Source organism: Jatrophihabitans sp. (genome assembly GCA_036399055.1).
Classification (GTDB): domain Bacteria; phylum Actinomycetota; class Actinomycetes; order Mycobacteriales; family Jatrophihabitantaceae; genus Jatrophihabitans_A.
Genome location: DASWNX010000018.1, coordinates 65,587 through 82,635 on the forward strand (window position 1 = coordinate 65,587; position 17,049 = coordinate 82,635).

General features: G+C 70.5%; 14 protein-coding genes. 11 read left to right on the plus strand and 3 right to left on the minus strand.

All coding sequences use genetic code 11. The annotated features are described in order from the left end of the window. Positions 1-287 precede the first annotated feature (287 nt). From VGB75_07035 to VGB75_07060, 6 genes are all read left to right on the plus strand, one after another. The gene (locus tag VGB75_07035) at positions 288-2,117 is read left to right on the plus strand and encodes an AMP-binding protein (GenBank protein ID HEY0166781.1); all 1,830 of its coding nucleotides are present in this window, start codon (positions 288-290) and stop codon (positions 2,115-2,117) included. Then, complete coding sequence (locus tag VGB75_07040; GenBank protein ID HEY0166782.1) at positions 2,114-3,262, plus strand: acyl-CoA dehydrogenase family protein; 1,149 nt, start codon at positions 2,114-2,116, stop codon at positions 3,260-3,262. Before VGB75_07035 ends, VGB75_07040 begins: the two co-directional genes overlap by 4 nt. Continuing rightward, positions 3,259-4,071, plus strand: coding sequence for an SDR family oxidoreductase (locus VGB75_07045; protein ID HEY0166783.1), 813 nt, complete (start codon positions 3,259-3,261; stop codon positions 4,069-4,071). Before VGB75_07040 ends, VGB75_07045 begins: the two co-directional genes overlap by 4 nt. Before the next feature lie 2 nt (positions 4,072-4,073). Beyond that, on the plus strand, positions 4,074-6,152 hold the full coding sequence (locus VGB75_07050; protein HEY0166784.1) for an FAD-dependent oxidoreductase: 2,079 nt from the start codon (positions 4,074-4,076) through the stop codon (positions 6,150-6,152). A 293-nt stretch (positions 6,153-6,445) separates the two neighbouring features. Beyond that, positions 6,446-7,516: an FAD-dependent monooxygenase gene (locus tag VGB75_07055; GenBank protein ID HEY0166785.1), complete on the plus strand. Its 1,071-nt coding sequence runs from the start codon at positions 6,446-6,448 to the stop codon at positions 7,514-7,516. A 128-nt stretch (positions 7,517-7,644) separates the two neighbouring features. Then, positions 7,645-8,157: a hypothetical protein gene (locus VGB75_07060; GenBank protein HEY0166786.1), complete on the plus strand. Its 513-nt coding sequence runs from the start codon at positions 7,645-7,647 to the stop codon at positions 8,155-8,157. Between the two features lie 47 nt (positions 8,158-8,204). Here the strand turns inward: VGB75_07060 and VGB75_07065 are convergent, their stop codons facing one another. Both VGB75_07065 and VGB75_07070 read right to left on the minus strand, forming a co-directional pair. Then, positions 8,205-9,200 (minus strand): inorganic phosphate transporter, encoded by a 996-nt coding sequence (locus VGB75_07065; GenBank protein ID HEY0166787.1) that lies wholly within the window; start codon positions 9,198-9,200, stop codon positions 8,205-8,207. Positions 9,201-9,249: 49 nt separating this feature from the next. Beyond that, positions 9,250-9,867 carry a DUF47 family protein gene (locus VGB75_07070; protein ID HEY0166788.1) on the minus strand — a complete coding sequence of 206 codons (618 nt, stop codon included), beginning with the start codon at positions 9,865-9,867 and terminating at the stop codon, positions 9,250-9,252. Positions 9,868-10,162: 295 nt separating this feature from the next. Here VGB75_07070 and VGB75_07075 point away from each other — a divergent pair, with 295 nt between their 5' ends. The 5 genes from VGB75_07075 (at position 10,163) to VGB75_07095 (ending at position 16,196) form a co-directional block, all read left to right on the plus strand. After that, positions 10,163-11,005: a metallophosphoesterase gene (locus VGB75_07075; protein ID HEY0166789.1), complete on the plus strand. Its 843-nt coding sequence runs from the start codon at positions 10,163-10,165 to the stop codon at positions 11,003-11,005. After that, complete coding sequence (locus VGB75_07080; protein HEY0166790.1) at positions 11,002-11,667, plus strand: 4'-phosphopantetheinyl transferase superfamily protein; 666 nt, start codon at positions 11,002-11,004, stop codon at positions 11,665-11,667. The genes VGB75_07075 and VGB75_07080 overlap by 4 nt, the downstream gene beginning before the upstream one ends. Before the next feature lie 619 nt (positions 11,668-12,286). Next, positions 12,287-13,804, plus strand: coding sequence for a PAS domain S-box protein (locus VGB75_07085; GenBank protein HEY0166791.1), 1,518 nt, complete (start codon positions 12,287-12,289; stop codon positions 13,802-13,804). A 116-nt stretch (positions 13,805-13,920) separates the two neighbouring features. Then, positions 13,921-15,288, plus strand: a complete 1,368-nt coding sequence (locus VGB75_07090; GenBank protein HEY0166792.1) for a mycothione reductase — start codon at positions 13,921-13,923, stop codon at positions 15,286-15,288. Continuing rightward, positions 15,285-16,196, plus strand: a complete 912-nt coding sequence (locus VGB75_07095; protein ID HEY0166793.1) for an ROK family protein — start codon at positions 15,285-15,287, stop codon at positions 16,194-16,196. Before VGB75_07090 ends, VGB75_07095 begins: the two co-directional genes overlap by 4 nt. Before the next feature lie 29 nt (positions 16,197-16,225). Here the strand turns inward: VGB75_07095 and thiD are convergent, their stop codons facing one another. Beyond that, a complete protein-coding gene (thiD, locus tag VGB75_07100; GenBank protein HEY0166794.1) occupies positions 16,226-17,038 on the minus strand; it encodes a bifunctional hydroxymethylpyrimidine kinase/phosphomethylpyrimidine kinase in 813 nt (270 codons plus the stop codon). Positions 17,039-17,049 lie beyond the last annotated feature (11 nt).

Sequence of the window (17,049 nt, forward strand, 5' to 3'; positions counted from 1 at the left end):
CTGCTAGCATCCTGTCGGCCGACGTGCCGATCTCTTCAACGGGTGCCGGCCAGTGGTCACAGTGCGGCAAGATGTCGGTTTCGTACGTTCCCATGATTGCCAATGCATACGATCAGCATGACGAGCGGGCTACACACGCCGGTTATACGTGGCATGGGGGTTGACATGGCTCAGCAAGTCGCGATGCTCGAGAACGAGTTGAGCGTGGCTCGGACGTCCGGGGCTGACGCGCTCGGCGCCGCCAGCTCGTGTCAGGTGGCGGCTCCGACGCCGCCGCTGGGTTCTTGATGCAGCTGGTGATCGCCGCGTTCGGGGCCGACGGCCAGAGCAGGTCGACCTTCCCCCGGTGCCACTCGATCTCCTATCTTTCTTTTCCCATCGAGGTGAACTCGATCGCCATGGCCATGCCCTCGGTGCAGACATCGCTGGCGCGGACTCAGGTCGGGCCGCCTGTTCAGGCAGCGGCGGTCGAAGACCCCGACACCCTCGCGAGGACTCCTCTCGACGCGTACGTGCGTCGCTGGGCTCAGCAGCGGCCGACCGAGACGGCAGTGGTCGAGACCGCCTCGCATTCTCGGCCGGAGCGGGTGCTCAGCTGGCGGGAGCTCGACGAGCAGGCTGACGCCGCGGCGGCCATGCTGCTGGAGCTCGGCGTGGCGCCCGGCGAGACGGTGGCCTGGCAGCTGCCCAACTGGGCGGAGTTCACCGTCCTGGCCGTCGCGGTGGCGCGCATCGGCGCGATCTCGTGCCCGCTGATGCCGATCTTCCGCGAACGCGAGCTGAGCTTCATGGTGGGCCGCGCCCGGGCTCGGGTGCTGGTGGCGCCGGAGGAGTTCCGCGGCCGGGACCACATCGGCCAGACTCTCGCCCTGCTCGCCGGGCCCGGGGCCGCCACTGTCGAGCACGTCGTGGTGGTGGGGGGCGGGTCCGGGCCGCTGCCCGTCGGCGGAGCCGCCCGCTGGCACCGCTACGCCGACCTGATCGGCGGGCGCGTTCCCGACCGCGCCTGCCTCGACGCGCGCCGCCCCGCGCCGGACGCGCTCGCTCAGCTGCTGTTCACCTCGGGGACCTCCGGCGAGCCCAAGGGTGTGTTGCACCGGATGGAGACCCTGACCAGGGCGGCTGGAATGCAGGTCAGGCACCTTGGCCTGACCCGCGCGGACCGGGTCTTCATCCCCTCTCCGCTGGCCCATCAGACCGGGTTCCTGTACGGCATGTGGCTGGCGATCACGCTGGGCGTCGCGCAGATCCTGCAACCGGTGTGGAACGGGCCGGCCGCCCTGGACGCCCTGCGCCGCTGGGAGGGCACCTTCACCCAGGCGGCCACCCCGTTCCTGGCCGACCTGGTGGGCGCGGTCGAGCGAACCGGTCAGCAGCCCGAGGCGCTGCGGATCTTCGTGGCGACCGGCGCCGCCGTGCCCCGAGCGCTGGCCGAGCGGGCCACCCGAGAGCTGGGCGCCGCGGTGTGCGGGGCGTGGGGCACCACCGAGACCTGCCTGGGCACCCTGGCCGCGCCTGGCGACGAGGCCGCCCTGGTGTGGGGGACCGACGGGCGTGCCCTCAGCGGGGTCGGCGTCCGGGTGGTCGACGGCGAGGGCGCCGTCCTGGGCCCTGGGCAGGAAGGGCACTTCGAGGTCACCAGCAGGTGCCTGTTCGCCGGCTATCTCGACCGTCCGGAGTGGACCGCGCAGGCCATGACCGCGGATGGGTGGTACCGCAGCGGTGACCTGGCGGTGATCGATGAGCGCGGCTTCGTCCGCATCACCGGCCGGGTCAAGGACGTGGTCAACCGGGGTGGCGAGAAGGTGCCGGTCGCCGAGATCGAGCAGTTGCTGCATCTGCATCCGGCGATCCGGGAGGCTGTCATCGTCGCGATGCCCGACGAGCGGCTCGGTGAGCGGGCCTGCGCGTTCGTGGTCGCGGCCGATGACCTCGACCGTGCCCTTGACCTCGATGAGCTGCGGCGTTTTCTCGACTCGCGACAGGTGGCGATCCAGTACTGGCCTGAGCGGCTGGAGCTGCTGGCCGAATTGCCGAGGAACCCGGCGGGCAAAGTGCAGAAGTACCTGCTCCGCGAGTGGATCAGGGAATTGACCGACGGTGAGGTGCGGCAGTGACAGGGATCGACGAGGCCGGGATCCAGGCAGTGCTCGCGGAGGTCGAGGCGTTCGTCCGCGGGCCGGGCGAGGAGTACGCGGCTGAGATAGAGCAGTCCGGCATGGTTGCGGACAAGCTGTGGGCCGACCTGCGCGACCGCGGGTTCCTGCGGCTGGCGGCGCCTGTCGAGTACGGCGGCCGCGGCATCCCGTTCTCCCGCTACCTCGAAGTGCTGGAGCTGATCTCGATGTCGCACGCGTCGGTGCGAATGATCGTGCACGTGTGCAACGGCGTCTGGCGCTCGATGGACCAGTTCGCCACCGACGCCCAGCGCGAGCGGTTCGTGCTGCCACAGGTCGCCGGTGACCTCAGGGTCGCGTTCACCCTCACCGAGCCCACCGCCGGCACCGGCGCGGACCTGCGCAGCAGCGTCGAGCGGGAGGGTGAGACCTATTACCTCTCCGGTGAGAAGCATCTGATCACCTTCGGCGTGAGCTGCGACTACTGGCTGCTGTTCGCGCGGCTGGCCGGAACCAGCGGCAAGGACGGCACATTGGCGCTGCTGGTCGACCGAGACGCCCCAGGGGTGATCGTGGAGTCGATGTCGGGCACCATGGGCGTGCGCGGCACCGACCATGCCCGGCTGGTCTTCAACCGCACCCCGGTGCCGGTCGCCAACCGGCTCGGCGACGAGGGCAGCGGACTGGACGTCGCGCTCGGCGGATTCCTCACACCCAGCCGGATCGCGGTGGCGATGTCCTGCGTCGGCCTGGCCCGACGGGCGCAGGAGCTCGCGGTCGAGCACGCGCGCGCCCGCACCACGTTCGGCAAGCCGCTGGCCGCCCGGCAGGCGATCTCGTTCGCCCTCGCGGAGAACGCCGCCGACATCGAGGCTGCTCGTCAGCTGACCCTCTACGCCGCCCGCCAGTGGGAGGACGGTGACGTCCGGGCCGGCTCGCTGTCCTCGATGGCGAAGCTGACGGCGGTCGACATGCTCACCCGGGTCACGGACAAGGCGCTGCAGGTGCACGGCGGCATCGGCTTCTGGGAGTCCAGCACGATCGAGCGGGTCTACCGCGACGCGCGAGCGCAACGGTTCGAGGAGGGCACCAACGAGATTCAGAAGACCGTTATCGCCCGCGAGGTGCTGGGGTCTGTCCAGTGAGCCACCAAGGCGGCTATTCCGGCAGAGTCGCCGTCATCACCGGCAGCTCGCGCGGTATCGGGCGGGCGGTGGCGCTCACGCTGGCCGCCGGCGGCGCCTCGGTCGTGGTCAATTACCGCAAGAACGCCGATCGGGCCCAGCAGACCCTTGAGGAGATCGAGAAGGCCGGCGGCCAGGCGATCGCCGTGCAGGCCGACGTCGAGCAGCCTGAGGAGATCCAGGCGCTGTTCGACGCGGCCCGGACGAGGTTCGGCCGGTTGGACTTCTTCGTGTGCAACGCCGCGGCGAGCTCGTTCAAGAACATCGCCGATCTCAAGCAGCACCACCTGGACCGCTCGTACGCGATGAACGTGCGCGCCTTCGTGCTCGGCGCGCAACAGGCCGTGCGGCTGATGGACGACGGGGGGCGGATCGTCGCGCTGTCCAGCTACGGCAGCATCCGGGCCTACCCGACCTACGCCAACCTCGGCGCCGCCAAGGCTGCCATCGAGGCGTGGGTCCGTTACATGGCCGTGGAGTTCGCGCCCAAGAGGATCAACGTCAACGCCGTCAACGGCGGCATCATCGACTCGGACTCGTCGGAGTTCTTCTACCAGGTCCCCGGCATGGCACCGCTGTCGAAGGTGCTGCCCAAGATCCCGGCTGCTCGGATGGGAACCGTGCAGGAGGTCGCCGACAGCGTCGTCTTCCTGCTGTCCTCGGCCTCGACCTACATCACCGGGCAGACGATCGTCGTCGACGGTGGCCTCTCGGTGGTCGCGCCGCCGTTCGCCGAGGATCTTGGCCCGCCATTGGCTTGGGACAGCTGAGCGTGGCTGACCTCGGCGCGGTCTTCACCACGAGGCGGATCGGCCGGCTGAGGCTCCCGCATCGGGTGATCATGGGCGCGATGCATCTGGGGATCGAGGCGCGCGATGACGGCGGTGCGGCGTTGGCCGCGTTCTACGCCGAGCGAGCCCGTGGCGGCGCCGGCCTGATGGTCACCGGCGGCGTCGCGGTGAGCACGGTGGGCGCGGGCGGCCCGGCATACGGCGTGCTGGCCGACGCGCGGTTCCGAGCCAGGCTGCGCCGGGTCACCGACGAGGTGCACGGCGCCGGTGGGTTGATCGCCCTGCAGCTGTTCCACGCCGGCCGCTACGCGCCGCTGTCCGAGGCCGGCGCGCCGCTCGCGCCGTCGGCGGTCTACAGCGGGTTCTCCCGCTGCGAGCCATCGGCGATGACCGACCGGCAGGTTCGCGACGCCATCGACGACTTCGCGCGCGGCGCGGCGTGGGCGGCCGAGTTGGGCTTCGACGCGGTGGAGGTGATGGGCTCGGAGGGGTATCTGATCGATCAGTTCCTCTCGCCGCTGACCAACCTTCGCGATGACGAGTGGGGCGGTGACGCCACCGGCCGCACCCGGTTCGGCGCCGAGGTGACCCGGGCGGTCCGCGCCGCCACCGAGCTGCCGGTGATCGTGCGGTTCACCGGCCTGGACCTGGTCGCCGGCGGCGCCGATCGGGCCGACGTGCTCACCTTCGCCCGCGCCCTGGCCGCGGCCGGCGCGGACGCCCTCAACGTCGGCGTCGGCTGGCACGAGGCGAAGGTTCCCAGCGTCCAGGCGATCGTGCCGCCCGGTGTGTGGGCGCCGGTGGCCGCCGAGATCAAGGCTGAGCTGACCCGGGCGGGCGCGGCCGGGCTGCCGGTGATCGCCAGCAACCGGGTGAACCGCCTGGAGCTCGCCGCCGCCGTCCTGACCGAGACGGCCATCGACTTCGTGTCGATGGCCCGCCCCTTCCTCGCCGACCCCGACCTGATCGCCGCCACCCGCGCCGGCCGCCGGGTGAACCTCTGCATCGGCTGTAACCAGGCCTGTGTCGATCGTTCGCTGGCCGGCCGCGAGGTGTCCTGCATGGTCAACCCCAGGGCCGGTCGAGAGGCTGTTCCCGCGCCGGTCCGCACTCCGGCGGCGCGCCGGATCGCGGTCATCGGCGGTGGTCCCGCCGGCCTGCAGGCTGCCCTGCAGGCGGCGCGCGCAGGGCATCAGGTCGAGCTCTACGAGAGGTCAGAGGCACTGGGCGGGCAGTTCCTGCTGGCCCGCCGGGTGCCCGGCAAAGCCGACTACGGCGCCACCGTCGACTACTTCGCCGCCGAGCTGGCGCGCCTGGGCGTCGGAGTCCACCTCGGGCGCGCCGTCGGCCCGCAGGACCTGGAACTGCTGCGCTCACACGACGGCGTGATAGTCGCCAGCGGCGTGCGTCCGCGCCCGCTGGCGCTTGCGGGCGCGGACCTGCCGCACGTGCGCAGCTATCCCGAGGCGTTCGCCGACGGCGCCCTGCGCGGTCGCGTGGTGATCATCGGCGGCGGCGGGATCGCGGTCGACATCGCCCACCTGGCAAGCCGGGGCACGACCTCGCTGCCTGACTCCGAGCGGTTCCTGCGCGAGCACGGCGTCCTCGGCGGCCCCGTTCCGGTCACCGGCCGCCACGAGGTCACCGTGGTGCACCGCGGCGCCAGCCTCGCCGCACGCACCGGGCGCTCGACCCGGTGGGCGGTGCTCGGCGAGCTGCGCGGCCAAGGCGTGCAGGTCCTGACCGGTGTGCGGTGCCGCCGGATCACCGCCGAGGGCGTGCACGTCACCGACGCCCAGGGCGCTGACCTTGTGGTGCCGGCCGACACCGTGGTGGTCGCGGTGGGTCAGCTGGCTGAGGCCATCGTCCCGGCGCTCGCCCGGCGGGCCGGGATCTGGCACCGTGTCGTCGGCGGCGCCCGTGAGGCGAGCCAGCTCGACGCGGTGCGAGCCTTCGCCGAGGGCTACGCCGCCGCTGTCGAGATCGACCAGCAGGACGCAGGCGACGGCGAACCCGCTGGTCTCGCACTGAGCGCGAGGGCGTGCGAAAACCGGCGCTGAAACATACCAAGTGGTCTGGTCACACCCCTTGGTCCAGATTCATCCCCTGGAAGGGGTTTATCGCGGCGGCCATGACGAGTGCAGGCGCCAAAGGCAAGCGTTGTGCCTGACGTCCGAGTCGTCGAACCCGGTCCGCAGAGCGCTGTATGTGACAGCTGACCCTGGAGGGTCGTTGGCATCCGAGCAGCCCCGCTGGTCGCCGGCCGACGGTAATCCTGCCTAAGAACCACGATGATCGAGGACGGCCCGGTAAGCTCGGCAATCATGACCCGCCACGACCGGCCTGCTGGCCGATGATCGCCGGTCACTGGGATGTCGTGGTCGTCGGCGCTCGGATCGCGGGCGCGGCCACCGCGTGGGCACTTGCTCCGTATGCGAAGAAGATCCTGGTCGTCGACGCCTCGCAGGCCACCTCGTTCTGGCCGCAGCAGTCGACCTGGGACCGAGACGGCGCCCTGCTGTGGGCTGACCTCGGCCTGCACGAGACGGTGCTGGCCTGCGGCGCGCCGCCCACGTACGGCCACACCTTCCGCGCCGACGGCGAGGTCACCGAGCAGGACTACCCGCGACAGGACGCCTACTCCTACCGGATGACCGCGCCGCGCGAGGTGCTCGACCCGGCGCTGTTGCGGGCGGCCCAGAGCCGGAACAACGTCACCGTGCTGCGTCCCGCCCGGGTGCGCGACATCGCCATCCAGGGCGGGCGGGTGCAGGGGGTGACGGTCCGTCACCAGGGCGCGGAGCACCCGGTCAGCTGTGACCTGTTGGTGCTGGCCGACGGCCGGCTGTCCCGTAACGCCGACCGGGTCGGCGCTGTGCCCTACCAGGTCATCCCCTCGCCATGGGTCGCGATGCTGGCCTACTTCGCCGACCTGCCGCTGCCCTCCGACCGCGGCTACATCTGCTTGCAACGGGACAACGTGGCCATCTCGACACCGTGCGGTCCCCGGCAGTGGTGCGTCTCGACCGACATGCACCAGGCCATGCTCGACGCCTCGGGCCGGCACCCCGCGCAGGAGTTCGCCCGGATCATCGCCGAGGACCCGCATCTGGGCCCGGCGGTGGCGGCCGGGCGGCGGATCTCGCCGGTGGGCGGCGCCGGCAAGCTGCGTATGCAGCGCCGCCCGATGAGCGGGCCGGGCTGGTGCCTGGTCGGTGACGCCGGCTACCACCTGGACCCGGTGGTCGCGCGTGGCACCAAGGCCGCCCTGGTCGCGGCCCAGCTCCTGCGAGACCGGGTCGCTGCCGCCGGTGAGGTCCGGGGCGCGATCCTGGAAGGCCTCACCGAGCAGCGCGACGCGGCCATGCAGCCGGACTGGGAGCTGGCCGAGCAGGCCTGCCTGCCTGCGCCGTCCCGCGTCTGAGGACTTGATGGCCGGCAGCCGCGTCGAGCCGGGACCCGGGTGAGCCGGCCGCATCGCCGGCCCGGGCCCGGCGCAGGGCGCCCGTGACACCTATGGTGGACTGGATCAGGTGCGGACGGGGGACAGACGTGCTATTCCGGTACCCGGTGGCTGGCGCGGCGCTGCTGCTGCTCATCGGATGCACCACCGCTGAGGAGCCGAGCATCCCGCAGCCGCCGCCCAATGCCTCGCGGCCGCCGCTGTCCACGGCGCCGCCCCCGAGCCCGGTCAAGCCCGACCCTTCGCTGGTGCCGCCGGAGCTGGCCAAGTACTGCCGCTCCGGCTTTCCGTTGGAAGGGGTCTACTCACCGCACCGGCTGACCGTCAAGCAGCGTTGCGTGGCGGTCACCGGGATCGCCTGGGCGATCAACCGCGAGCATGACGGTGACATGCACATCTCGCTGACCGGGGTCAATCCGAAGTGGCTCAACGCGGTCAATATGCAGCGCTCGAGCCAGAGTCTGGTGATCGAGGTGGTGCCCTCGATCCCGATGCAGATGCCGCCGCTGAAATCCCGGGTGACGATCGTCGGCCCGTGGGTTCTGGACACCCAGACCGGCTGGATGGAGATCCATCCGGTCTGGGCGATCCTGCCGGCCTGAGCGGGCGCCTGCCGAGGGCACGTGCTGTCTGAGCGGGTTTGAGCGGCTCAGCTGAGCGGGCGCAGCAGCACCCACATCAGCGCGGCCACCCCGGCCGAGGCGGGGATCGTCAGGATCCAGGCGCTGACGATGTTGCCGGCCACCCCCCACCGGACCGCGGACAGCCGTCGGGTGGCGCCCGCGCCCATGATCGAGGTGCTGATGACGTGCGTGGTCGAGATCGGCAGGCCGAACTGGGCGGTGGTGAACAGCACCCCACTGGCCACCGACTGGGCCGCGAAGCCGCTGACCGGGTTGAGCGAGTAGATCCGCCGGCCCATGGTGCGCATGATCCGCCAGCCGCCGGCGTAGGTGCCCGCGGCGATCGCGCCGGCCGCGGACAGGATCACCCACAACGGGATGGCCTCGTCCTGGCCGAGGTGGCCTGAGACGATCAATGTGATCGCGATCACACCCATGGTCTTCTGGGCGTCTTGGCTGCCGTGCCCGAACGCCATCGCCGCCGAGCTGACCACCTGCGCCCAGCGGAACCTGCGGTGGGTCCGGTGGTAGTTGGACCGGCGGAACAACCAGAGCAGCGACAGCATGAACAGGTAGCCCAGAACCAGGCCGGTCAGCGGGGAGGCGACCATCGGGATGACCACCTTGTCGAGCATGTTGGCCCACTGGACGCCTTCTGAGCCCGCCAGCGCCGCGCCGATCAGCCCGCCGATCAAGGCGTGCGAGGACGAGGAGGGCAACCCGAACCACCAGGTGCCCAGATTCCAGACGATCGCCCCCAGCAGGCCTGCCATCACGATGATCAGCCCGTCCCGGCCGGTGGGCGGGTCGATGATGCCCTTGCCGACGGTGGCGGCCACCTTGGTCGACACCAGGGCGCCCAGCACGTTCATGATCGCGGCCATCGCCAGCGCGATCCGGGGGGTCATCGCCCGGGTCGACACCGCCGTCGCGATCGCGTTGGCCGCGTCGTGGAATCCGTTGGTGTAGTCGAAGGCCAGCGCGACGACGACGATCACGATCGCGAGCGCGGTGATGCTCACGCCAGGGACCACCAGCGCCGATCAGCCCCTGCCGGCTGGGCCGGGCGGGTCACGACTCCTTCACCGCGATCGTCTCCACCGCGTGCGCGACGTGCTCGAGGGCGTCGGCAGCCTCTTCGAGCAGGTCGGCGACCTCGCGCAGCTTGAGGACCTGCAGGGTGTCATAGCCGCCGCCGAACAGCTGCGACAGCAGCTTGCGGTACACCTGGTCTGCCTCGTTCTCGAGCTCGTTGACCTTGATCCAGTACGGCTCCAGGTCCTGCAGGGTCACCAGCCGCGCCATCGCCTCCGCTGTCTCGATCGAGGCCAACCGCACCAGGCGGATCTGGTCCATCAACAGCGTCGGCAGCTCGCCGACGTCAGCGAGCACGATGAAGTCGGTGGCCTCGTCCATGGCGTCCACCACGTCGTCCAGAGCGCTGGCCAGCCGGTAGATGTCCTCGCGGTCGAAGGGCGTCACGAAGCTCTTGTTCAGCTGCCGCAGGATGCGGTGGGTGACCGCGTCACCGGCGTGCTCGAGGTCGCGCATGGCGGCCGCGATCTTGGCGCGGTCGGCGTCGGGCTCGCACAACCCGGCCAGCACGTCCGCCGAAGCCGCGACGTTGCGGCCGCCCTCGGCGAGCAGATCGTAGAACGCGGTGTCCCTCGGAGTGAATCGTCCTGCCATTGCCACCCTCGACGTCGCTGGGCCCGGCGGTTGGCTTCACCTGCCGGAGAGATACTCGCCAGACAGTAGCGGGTTCACCACTCACCAGTGCGCCGGCCACGGCTGCCACCCACGGGTCGGCCGGGCCGCACCACCGGTCGAACGACCGTAATAGTGTATTTGCCCTGTTGATTACTAATCGGCCGAAGGCCCGTTGGCGATTCCGGCGTCTGGCGAGCACCGATTACACTCACCGAATGCGCGAATCGTCCGAAGCGGTCCCGCTGAAAGATTGGCTGTAGTCCTGGTGGCAGTGGTGACGAGTGATGCGCCCAAGATGCTCGCGGTCAGCGACCTGCACATGGGCTATGCCGACAACCGGCAAGTGGTGGACCGCCTGCAGCCGACCACCGATCAGGACTGGCTGCTGGTCGCAGGCGACGTCGGCGAGGTGGCCGAGCAGATCCAGCGCACGCTGGCGACCTTGCGCAGCCGGTTCTCCACCGTCGTGTGGGTGCCGGGCAACCACGAGCTCTGGTCGCACAACTCCGACCCGCTGTCCTTGCGGGGGGACTACCGCTACCAGCACCTGGTGCGGCTCTGCCGCGACATCGGAGTGCTCACGCCCGAGGACCCCTACCCCGTCTGGACCGGCGACGGCGGGCCGGTCACCGTCGCCCCGCTGTTCCTGCTCTATGACTACACCTTTCGGCCCCCGGGCGTGGACACCCAGGAGGCGGCGCTCGCCCTGGCCTACGAGACCGGCATCGTCTGCACCGACGAGCAGCTGCTGCACCCTGACCCGTACCCCAGCCGGGAAGCCTGGTGCCGCGCCCGGGTGGAGTACACGATGCGTCGCCTGGACGCGCGCGACCCCGAGATCCCGACGGTGCTGGTCAACCACTACCCGCTGACCCGGCTGCCGACCCTGATCCTGCGCTATCCCGAGTTCGCCCAGTGGTGCGGAACCGAGCTGACCGCCGACTGGCATCAGCGCTACGCGGCCAAGACGGTGGTGTACGGCCACCTGCACATCCCGCGGACCACGTTCGAGGACGGCACCCGGTTCGAAGAGGTCTCCCTCGGTTATCCCCGCGAGTGGCGCGGTCGCAGCCAGCCCAGGCAATGGCCGCGTCAGATCCTGCCCGTGCCGGCGTGATCGAGCGCCTGCTGCCCTCGTGGGTGCGGGCTGTGGACACCACTTCCGACGCCTCTGAGGACTTGCTCTGGCCTGCCGAGCGGGCTGTTCTCCAGCAGGCGGTCGCCAAGCGGCGGGTCGAGTTCACCACCGTCCGCGTCTGCGCCCGGGCCGCGCTCGCCGAGCTGGGGGTGCCCCCGGCGCCGATCCTGCCCGGCGCCCGCGGGGCTCCCAGCTGGCCGGCGGGCATCGTCGGCAGCATGACGCACTGCGCCGGCTACCGGGGCGCGGCGGTCGCCTCAGACAAGCTCGCCGCGAGCATCGGCATCGACGCCGAGCCGCACGGGCCGCTGCCCGAAGGCGTGCTGGAGGCGATCGCCCTGCCGCAGGAGCACAGCTGGCTTGCCGAACTGGCGGCCAGCGCCCCGCAGGTGCACTGGGACCGGTTGCTGTTCAGCATGAAGGAGTCGGTGTACAAGGCGTGGTTTCCGCTCACCGGCAAATGGTTGGACTTCTCCGGGGCCTGCATCACCGTCGAGCCGGCGGCCGGTTCCTTCACCGCCGTGCTCCAGGTGCCCGGACCGGTGCTGAACGGGCGCGAGCTGACCACCTTCACCGGTCGGTTCAGCACGTCTGACACCTTGGTGCTGACCGCTATCACAGTGCCTGCCGACGCCGGCTGAGCGAAGACGGCGCAGGTTCGCGACCGGGGCGGGCGAGGTCGGCTTCGCGCAGCTGGAGCCATGGGGCATCCGGCGGCGCCAGGCATGAGCTCTTCGGGCTCCAGGGCGCCGGCGCTGCGCACTGTATGACCGCTACGTCGATTTCAACGGTCCCTGGCGCTGCGTGTTCTGAGCGCGAGTGCGGCAATCAATTCCTTGAGCGGTTATATTCTCCGCTCTGATCCCCACGCGCCGTGGCTTTAGCTGTCTACAAGAGCGGTCTATCGCCCGCTACATCGCCGGTATCTAATTCCAGACAGTCTGGTGGTGGCTTCCAGACGGTCTGGTGGTGGCCGCCTAGTCGGTTGCCGATAACCCCCGCAGCGGCCCGCCCGCCCGTTCAGTGATCTCGTTTGACCTTACGTTGCCGGATGTTCTGCAGACACCGCAGCCGGCAGCCGAGGATTTCCCGACGTGATCATGAGGACGAAGCATCGGAAAAGGCGGGACACTATGTCTATGGTTGGATAGCGACCAACAGTCAAGACTTACCTGCAATGCCTCGTTACCGTTTGTCCTCAGAAACTGGAGGGCCCTCGGCATGGTTTTGCATGCCGTGGCTGTCCAGGCGGCTAGGCCGATGACCCGCTCTCAGGGCTCTGGATCAGACCCCGCCGATGACGGCGCGAAGGCAAGGGTTCCCCGGCCGGGCGCCCCCACCACGACGGTCGCGGTCGTGGGAGCCAACCTCTCGGGCATCGTGACCCTGTGGTCGGGCGGGGCGGCTGCGATGTTCGGCTGGAGCGAGGACGAGGCCCTCGGGCGTCCGATCGCGGACCTGGCGGAGTGGGGGTTGTCGCGCAAGGACGTCACCGAGTTCCTCTTCATGGGCACCAGCGGCCTGTGGGTGCACGAGCACGAGGTGACCACCAGGGCCGGCGTCCGGATGCGGCTGAAGACGACGGCCTCGCTGGTCAGCGGCGCCGAGGGCATGGACGAGATCCTGGCGTCCACGACCCGGATCCAGCTGCCCGAAGGCCGGATGCGGCTGGCGATGACCGAACGGCCGTTCCGGGCGCTGCTCGAGCGGGGCAGCGACCTGGTCGTCATCTGCGACCGCAACCTCGTCATCAGCTATGCCGGGCCGTCGCTGTGGCAGATGTTCGGGTGCCTGCCGCGCGAGGTGATCGGCCACTCCGGCTGGGACTACGTCCACCCCGAGGACCTGTCCACGGTGCGCCGTGACTGGGAGGGCGCGGTCAGGGGCGCGGGGGAGTACCGCCGGCTGGAGCTGCGGATTCGCAACGGCGAAGGCGCGTGGCGCTGGGTCGAGGTGCGGATCAGCAACCTGGTCGCCGATGTGTCGATCGGCGCGATGGTCCTCAACGTGCGCGACATCACCGAGCAGCATGAGACGGCTGAGGCGTTGGCCTCCAGCGAGCAGCTGCTGCAAACGATCGTGGACGCTTCGGTCGAGGGCGTCTGCATCCTCGATCCCGAAGGCGCCGTCGTGCTGGCGAATTACCAGATCGCCGAGATGTTGGCGGTCAACCACGGTCGCTTGCTGGCCGGTTACGTCTGGGACTTCTTCGATGAGGAGACCTCGGAGATGCTGCGGCAGCGACTGCGTCAGCGGGCTCTGGGCGCGCGCGAGCTGTATGAGTTCAGCTTCCGCAGGCTGGACGGGCAGCGCCGCTGGCTACGGGTCGCGGGCGCGCCCTGGTATGACCAGACCGGCCGTTACATGGGAGCGGTCGGCATGCTCACCGACATCACCGACCAGAAGCGGCGGGAGGAGCTCACCGGTTACGGCTTCGGCGCGTCGGCGATCCCCGGCCGGGTGGCCGACAGCCCGGCCTACCTCGCGGCCAGGTTCACCGAGCGCACGGCCCAGCTGACGTCGCTGAACGATCTGACGCCTGCCAGCCAGTCCGGCCGGCCGATTCCCGGCCTGGAGCGGCTCTCGCGACGGGAGATCGAGGTGGTGCGGATGCTGCTGCTCGGTGACCGGGTCCCGGTGATCGCCCGGCAGCTGTTCATCAGCCAGAGCACCGTCCGCAACCACCTGTCCTCGGTGTTCCGCAAGCTCGGGGTCAGCTCCCAGCAGGAGCTCATCGTGCTGCTGCGCGAGCGCGATCCGGGTGAGCGCGACAGCTAGCCCTGGCCAACCTGAGCAGCCAGATGATCGAGCACGGCAGCGACGCTGAGCCGGGTGATCGCAACCGGGCAACCAGACACGGAGAAATCCGGGCATTCGCACCGTAGGCTGGCGCGGTGGCCGACTTTGACCTGGCAATCATCGGAACAGGCTCCGGTAACTCGCTGGTGACCCCGGACTTCGACGACAAGAAGGTGGCGATCGTCGAGGCGGGGACCTTCGGCGGCACCTGCCTGAACGTGGGCTGCATTCCCACCAAGATGTACGTCTACGCCGCCGACGTGGCGGCCTCGGTCAAGCACGCCCACCGGTTCGGAGTCGACGCCCGGCTCGAAGGCGTCCGGTGGCGCGACATCCGTGACCGGGTGTTCGGCCGGATCGACCCGATCGCGGCCGGCGGCCAGGCCTATCGCGTCAGTGAGCCGAACACCACCGTGTTCTCCGGCTACGCCGAGTTCACCGGACCCAAGTCGCTACGGGTCAGCACCGGCGAGCAGTTCAGCGCAGAGCAGATCGTGATCGCCGCGGGCGGCCGGCCGATGGTGCCCGATGTGGTGGCCCAGTCCGGGGTCCCGTACCACACCTCTGACACCATCATGCGCCTGGACGAGCTGCCCGAGCGGCTGGTGATCCTGGGTGGCGGCTACATCGGAGCGGAGTTCGCCCACGTCTTCTCGGCCCTGGGCGCGCAGGTCAGCCTGGTGGCCCGTAGCACCCGGTTGCTGCGCCACCTGGACTCCGAGATCTCCGACCGGTTCACCCAGCTGGCGGCCACCCGGTGGGACCTGCGCCTGGGCGTGGAGACCAGCAAGCTCAGCGGCGACCAGCACGGCGTCCGGCTCGACTTCACCGACGGCTCGTACGCCGAGGGCGACGTCCTGCTGGTGGCCACCGGGCGGGTGCCCAACACCGACCGGCTGGGCCTGGCGGCCGCGGGTGTCCAGACCCTGTACGACGGCCGGGTGAGGGTGGACTGCTACGGCCGGACGAACGTCGAAGGGGTGTGGGCGCTCGGGGACGTCTCCTCGGACTTCCAGCTCAAGCACGTGGCCAATCACGAGGCCAGGGCGATCGCGCACAACCTGGCCCATCCGCACGACCTGCGCAAGTTCGACCACCGGTTCGTGCCGGCGGCTGTCTTCACCGACCCGCAGATCGCCAGCGTCGGCCTGACCGAGGACCAGGCGCGGGCCGCCAACCTCGACTACGTCACCGCGATCCAGGCCTTCGGCGACACCGCCTACGGCTGGGCGATGGAGGATCAGACCGGCATCTGCAAGCTGATCGCCGACCCCGGCACCGGCCTGCTGCTCGGAGCGCACCTGATGGGTTACCAGGCCTCCAACCTGATCCAGCCGCTGATCCAGGCGATGTCCTTCGGCCAGCCGGTGCCAGAGCTGGTCCGTGGCCAGTACTGGATACATCCGGCACTGATGGAGGTCGTGGAGAACGCGCTGCTGAAGCTGGGCCTGAACGAGCCGTGAGCCGGCCGACGACCCGCCGGGGACCGGGTGACATCCCGGTCCTGGAGGTGGGCGGCGCCCGCGTCACGGCGGGCTGGGTGCGGCCGGACGGTTGGCAGGTCAGCGGGCTCACCCGCGCCCCGCTGCCGGCTCAGGGCAGCGCCGAGCAGTTGATCGAGGCCCTGGCACGGGCCGGGGCCGGCCTGGGAGCTGAGCCGGGCGCGGCCTGGGGCATCGCGATGCCGGGACCGTTCGACTACGTCCGAGGCGTGGCGCACTACGCCGGGACGGGCAGGTTGCAGGCACTGGCCGGCGTGGACGTCCGCTCGGCGCTCTACCAGGCGCTGCCGCACCAGCCCGGTTCGCTGTGCTTCAGCAATGACGCCAGCGCGTTCCTGGTCGGCGAGTGGCTGATCGGCTCTGCCCGGGGCGCCACCCGGTGCGTGGGGGTCACCCTCGGCGCCGGTGTCGGTTCGGCCTTCCTGGACAGGGGAAATGTCATCGACGTCGGCCCGTCGGTGCCGCCGCAGGCCGAGCTGCGGCTACTCAGCCACGCCGGCCGGCCGCTGGAGGACTGGGTGTCGCGGCGTGCCATCCGGGCCGCGTTCGCGCAGGCCGGCGGCGCGCCGACCCTGGGGGTCAGGCAGATCGCCGAGCTGGCCCGCACCGGTGACCCCGCGGCGGTCACGGCCTTCGACGGCGCGTTCCGGGCGCTGGGCGAGGTGCTCGGGCCATGGCTTCAGCGATTCGGCGCTGAGCTGCTCGTGCTCGGCGGCTCGATCAGCCGGTCTTGGGACCTCATCGAGCGGCCGTTGCGCGCCGGGCTTTCTCGTTGCTCGGACTGGCGGTTCTCGATCGAGACGGCCGGCGACCCCGAGCTCTCGCCGCTGGTGGGCGCGGCCTACCCAGCGGTCTGTCCGACGTCCTGAGGCGCCGCCTGACAACGCCGGACGCCTGCTCAGTCGAGCTCGGGCGGGCTGAACGAGGCGATGTCCAAGGCGTCCACCGGGCCGTCGCCCGCGCCCAGGCCGGTCAGCCCGCGCTCGACGGCCAGTCCAGCCAGCAGCGCGGCCCGGCGGGCGGCCACCGGCAACGGATCGCCGCGGCCGAGGCAGGCGGCCAGCGCGGCCGAATGCGTGCAACCGGCGCCGTGGGTGGCCGCCCGGTCATGCCGGCTGACCGGAATCTCAAGGTGCTGGCCGTCGGCCAGCAGGTGGTCGACCGGCCGGCTGCCGTGCCCACCGGTGACCAGGGCGGCCCGGGCGCCCAGAGCCACCAGGGACTCGGTCAGCACCCGCCGGTCCTCGGTGTCCAGCCCGGTCAGGGCCTGGGCCTCCATCAGGTTGGGCGTCACCACGGTGGCCAGCGGAAACAACGACCCCACCAGAGCCCGGACGGCGGCCGGCTCCAGCAGCCGGGCACCGGACGAGGCGATCATCACCGGATCGAGCACCACCGGCTGGGAGCGCCCGGCCAGCGCCGCGGCGACCGTGGTGATGATCGGCTCGGAGAACAGCATGCCGGTCTTCACCGCGGCCGGCGGCAGATCTGAGAAGACTGCCTCCAGCTGGGCACGGATGAAGTCGGGCGGGCACTGGTGGATCGCGCTCACTCCGACCGTGTTCTGCGCGGTCAGCGCCACGATCACCGACATGCCGTGCACCCCGCAGCGCGCGAAGGCCTTCAGATCGGCCTGGATGCCGGCGCCGCCGCCTGAGTCCGAGGAGGCGATGGTCAGGACACGAACGGCGCTGGAATCGCGTGGCTGCACGGTATTAACCT

Bases quoted from the DNA above. Each gene is read 5' to 3' on its own strand.
- VGB75_07070 (HEY0166788.1), bottom strand. From the start codon at position 9,867: ATGGCAGGACGATTCACTCCGAGGGACACCGCGTTCTACGATCTGCTC.
- VGB75_07055 (HEY0166785.1), top strand. From the start codon at position 6,446: ATGATCGCCGGTCACTGGGATGTCGTGGTCGTCGGCGCTCGGATCGCG.
- VGB75_07085 (HEY0166791.1), top strand. From the start codon at position 12,287: ATGACCCGCTCTCAGGGCTCTGGATCAGACCCCGCCGATGACGGCGCG.
- VGB75_07035 (HEY0166781.1), top strand. From the start codon at position 288: ATGCAGCTGGTGATCGCCGCGTTCGGGGCCGACGGCCAGAGCAGGTCG.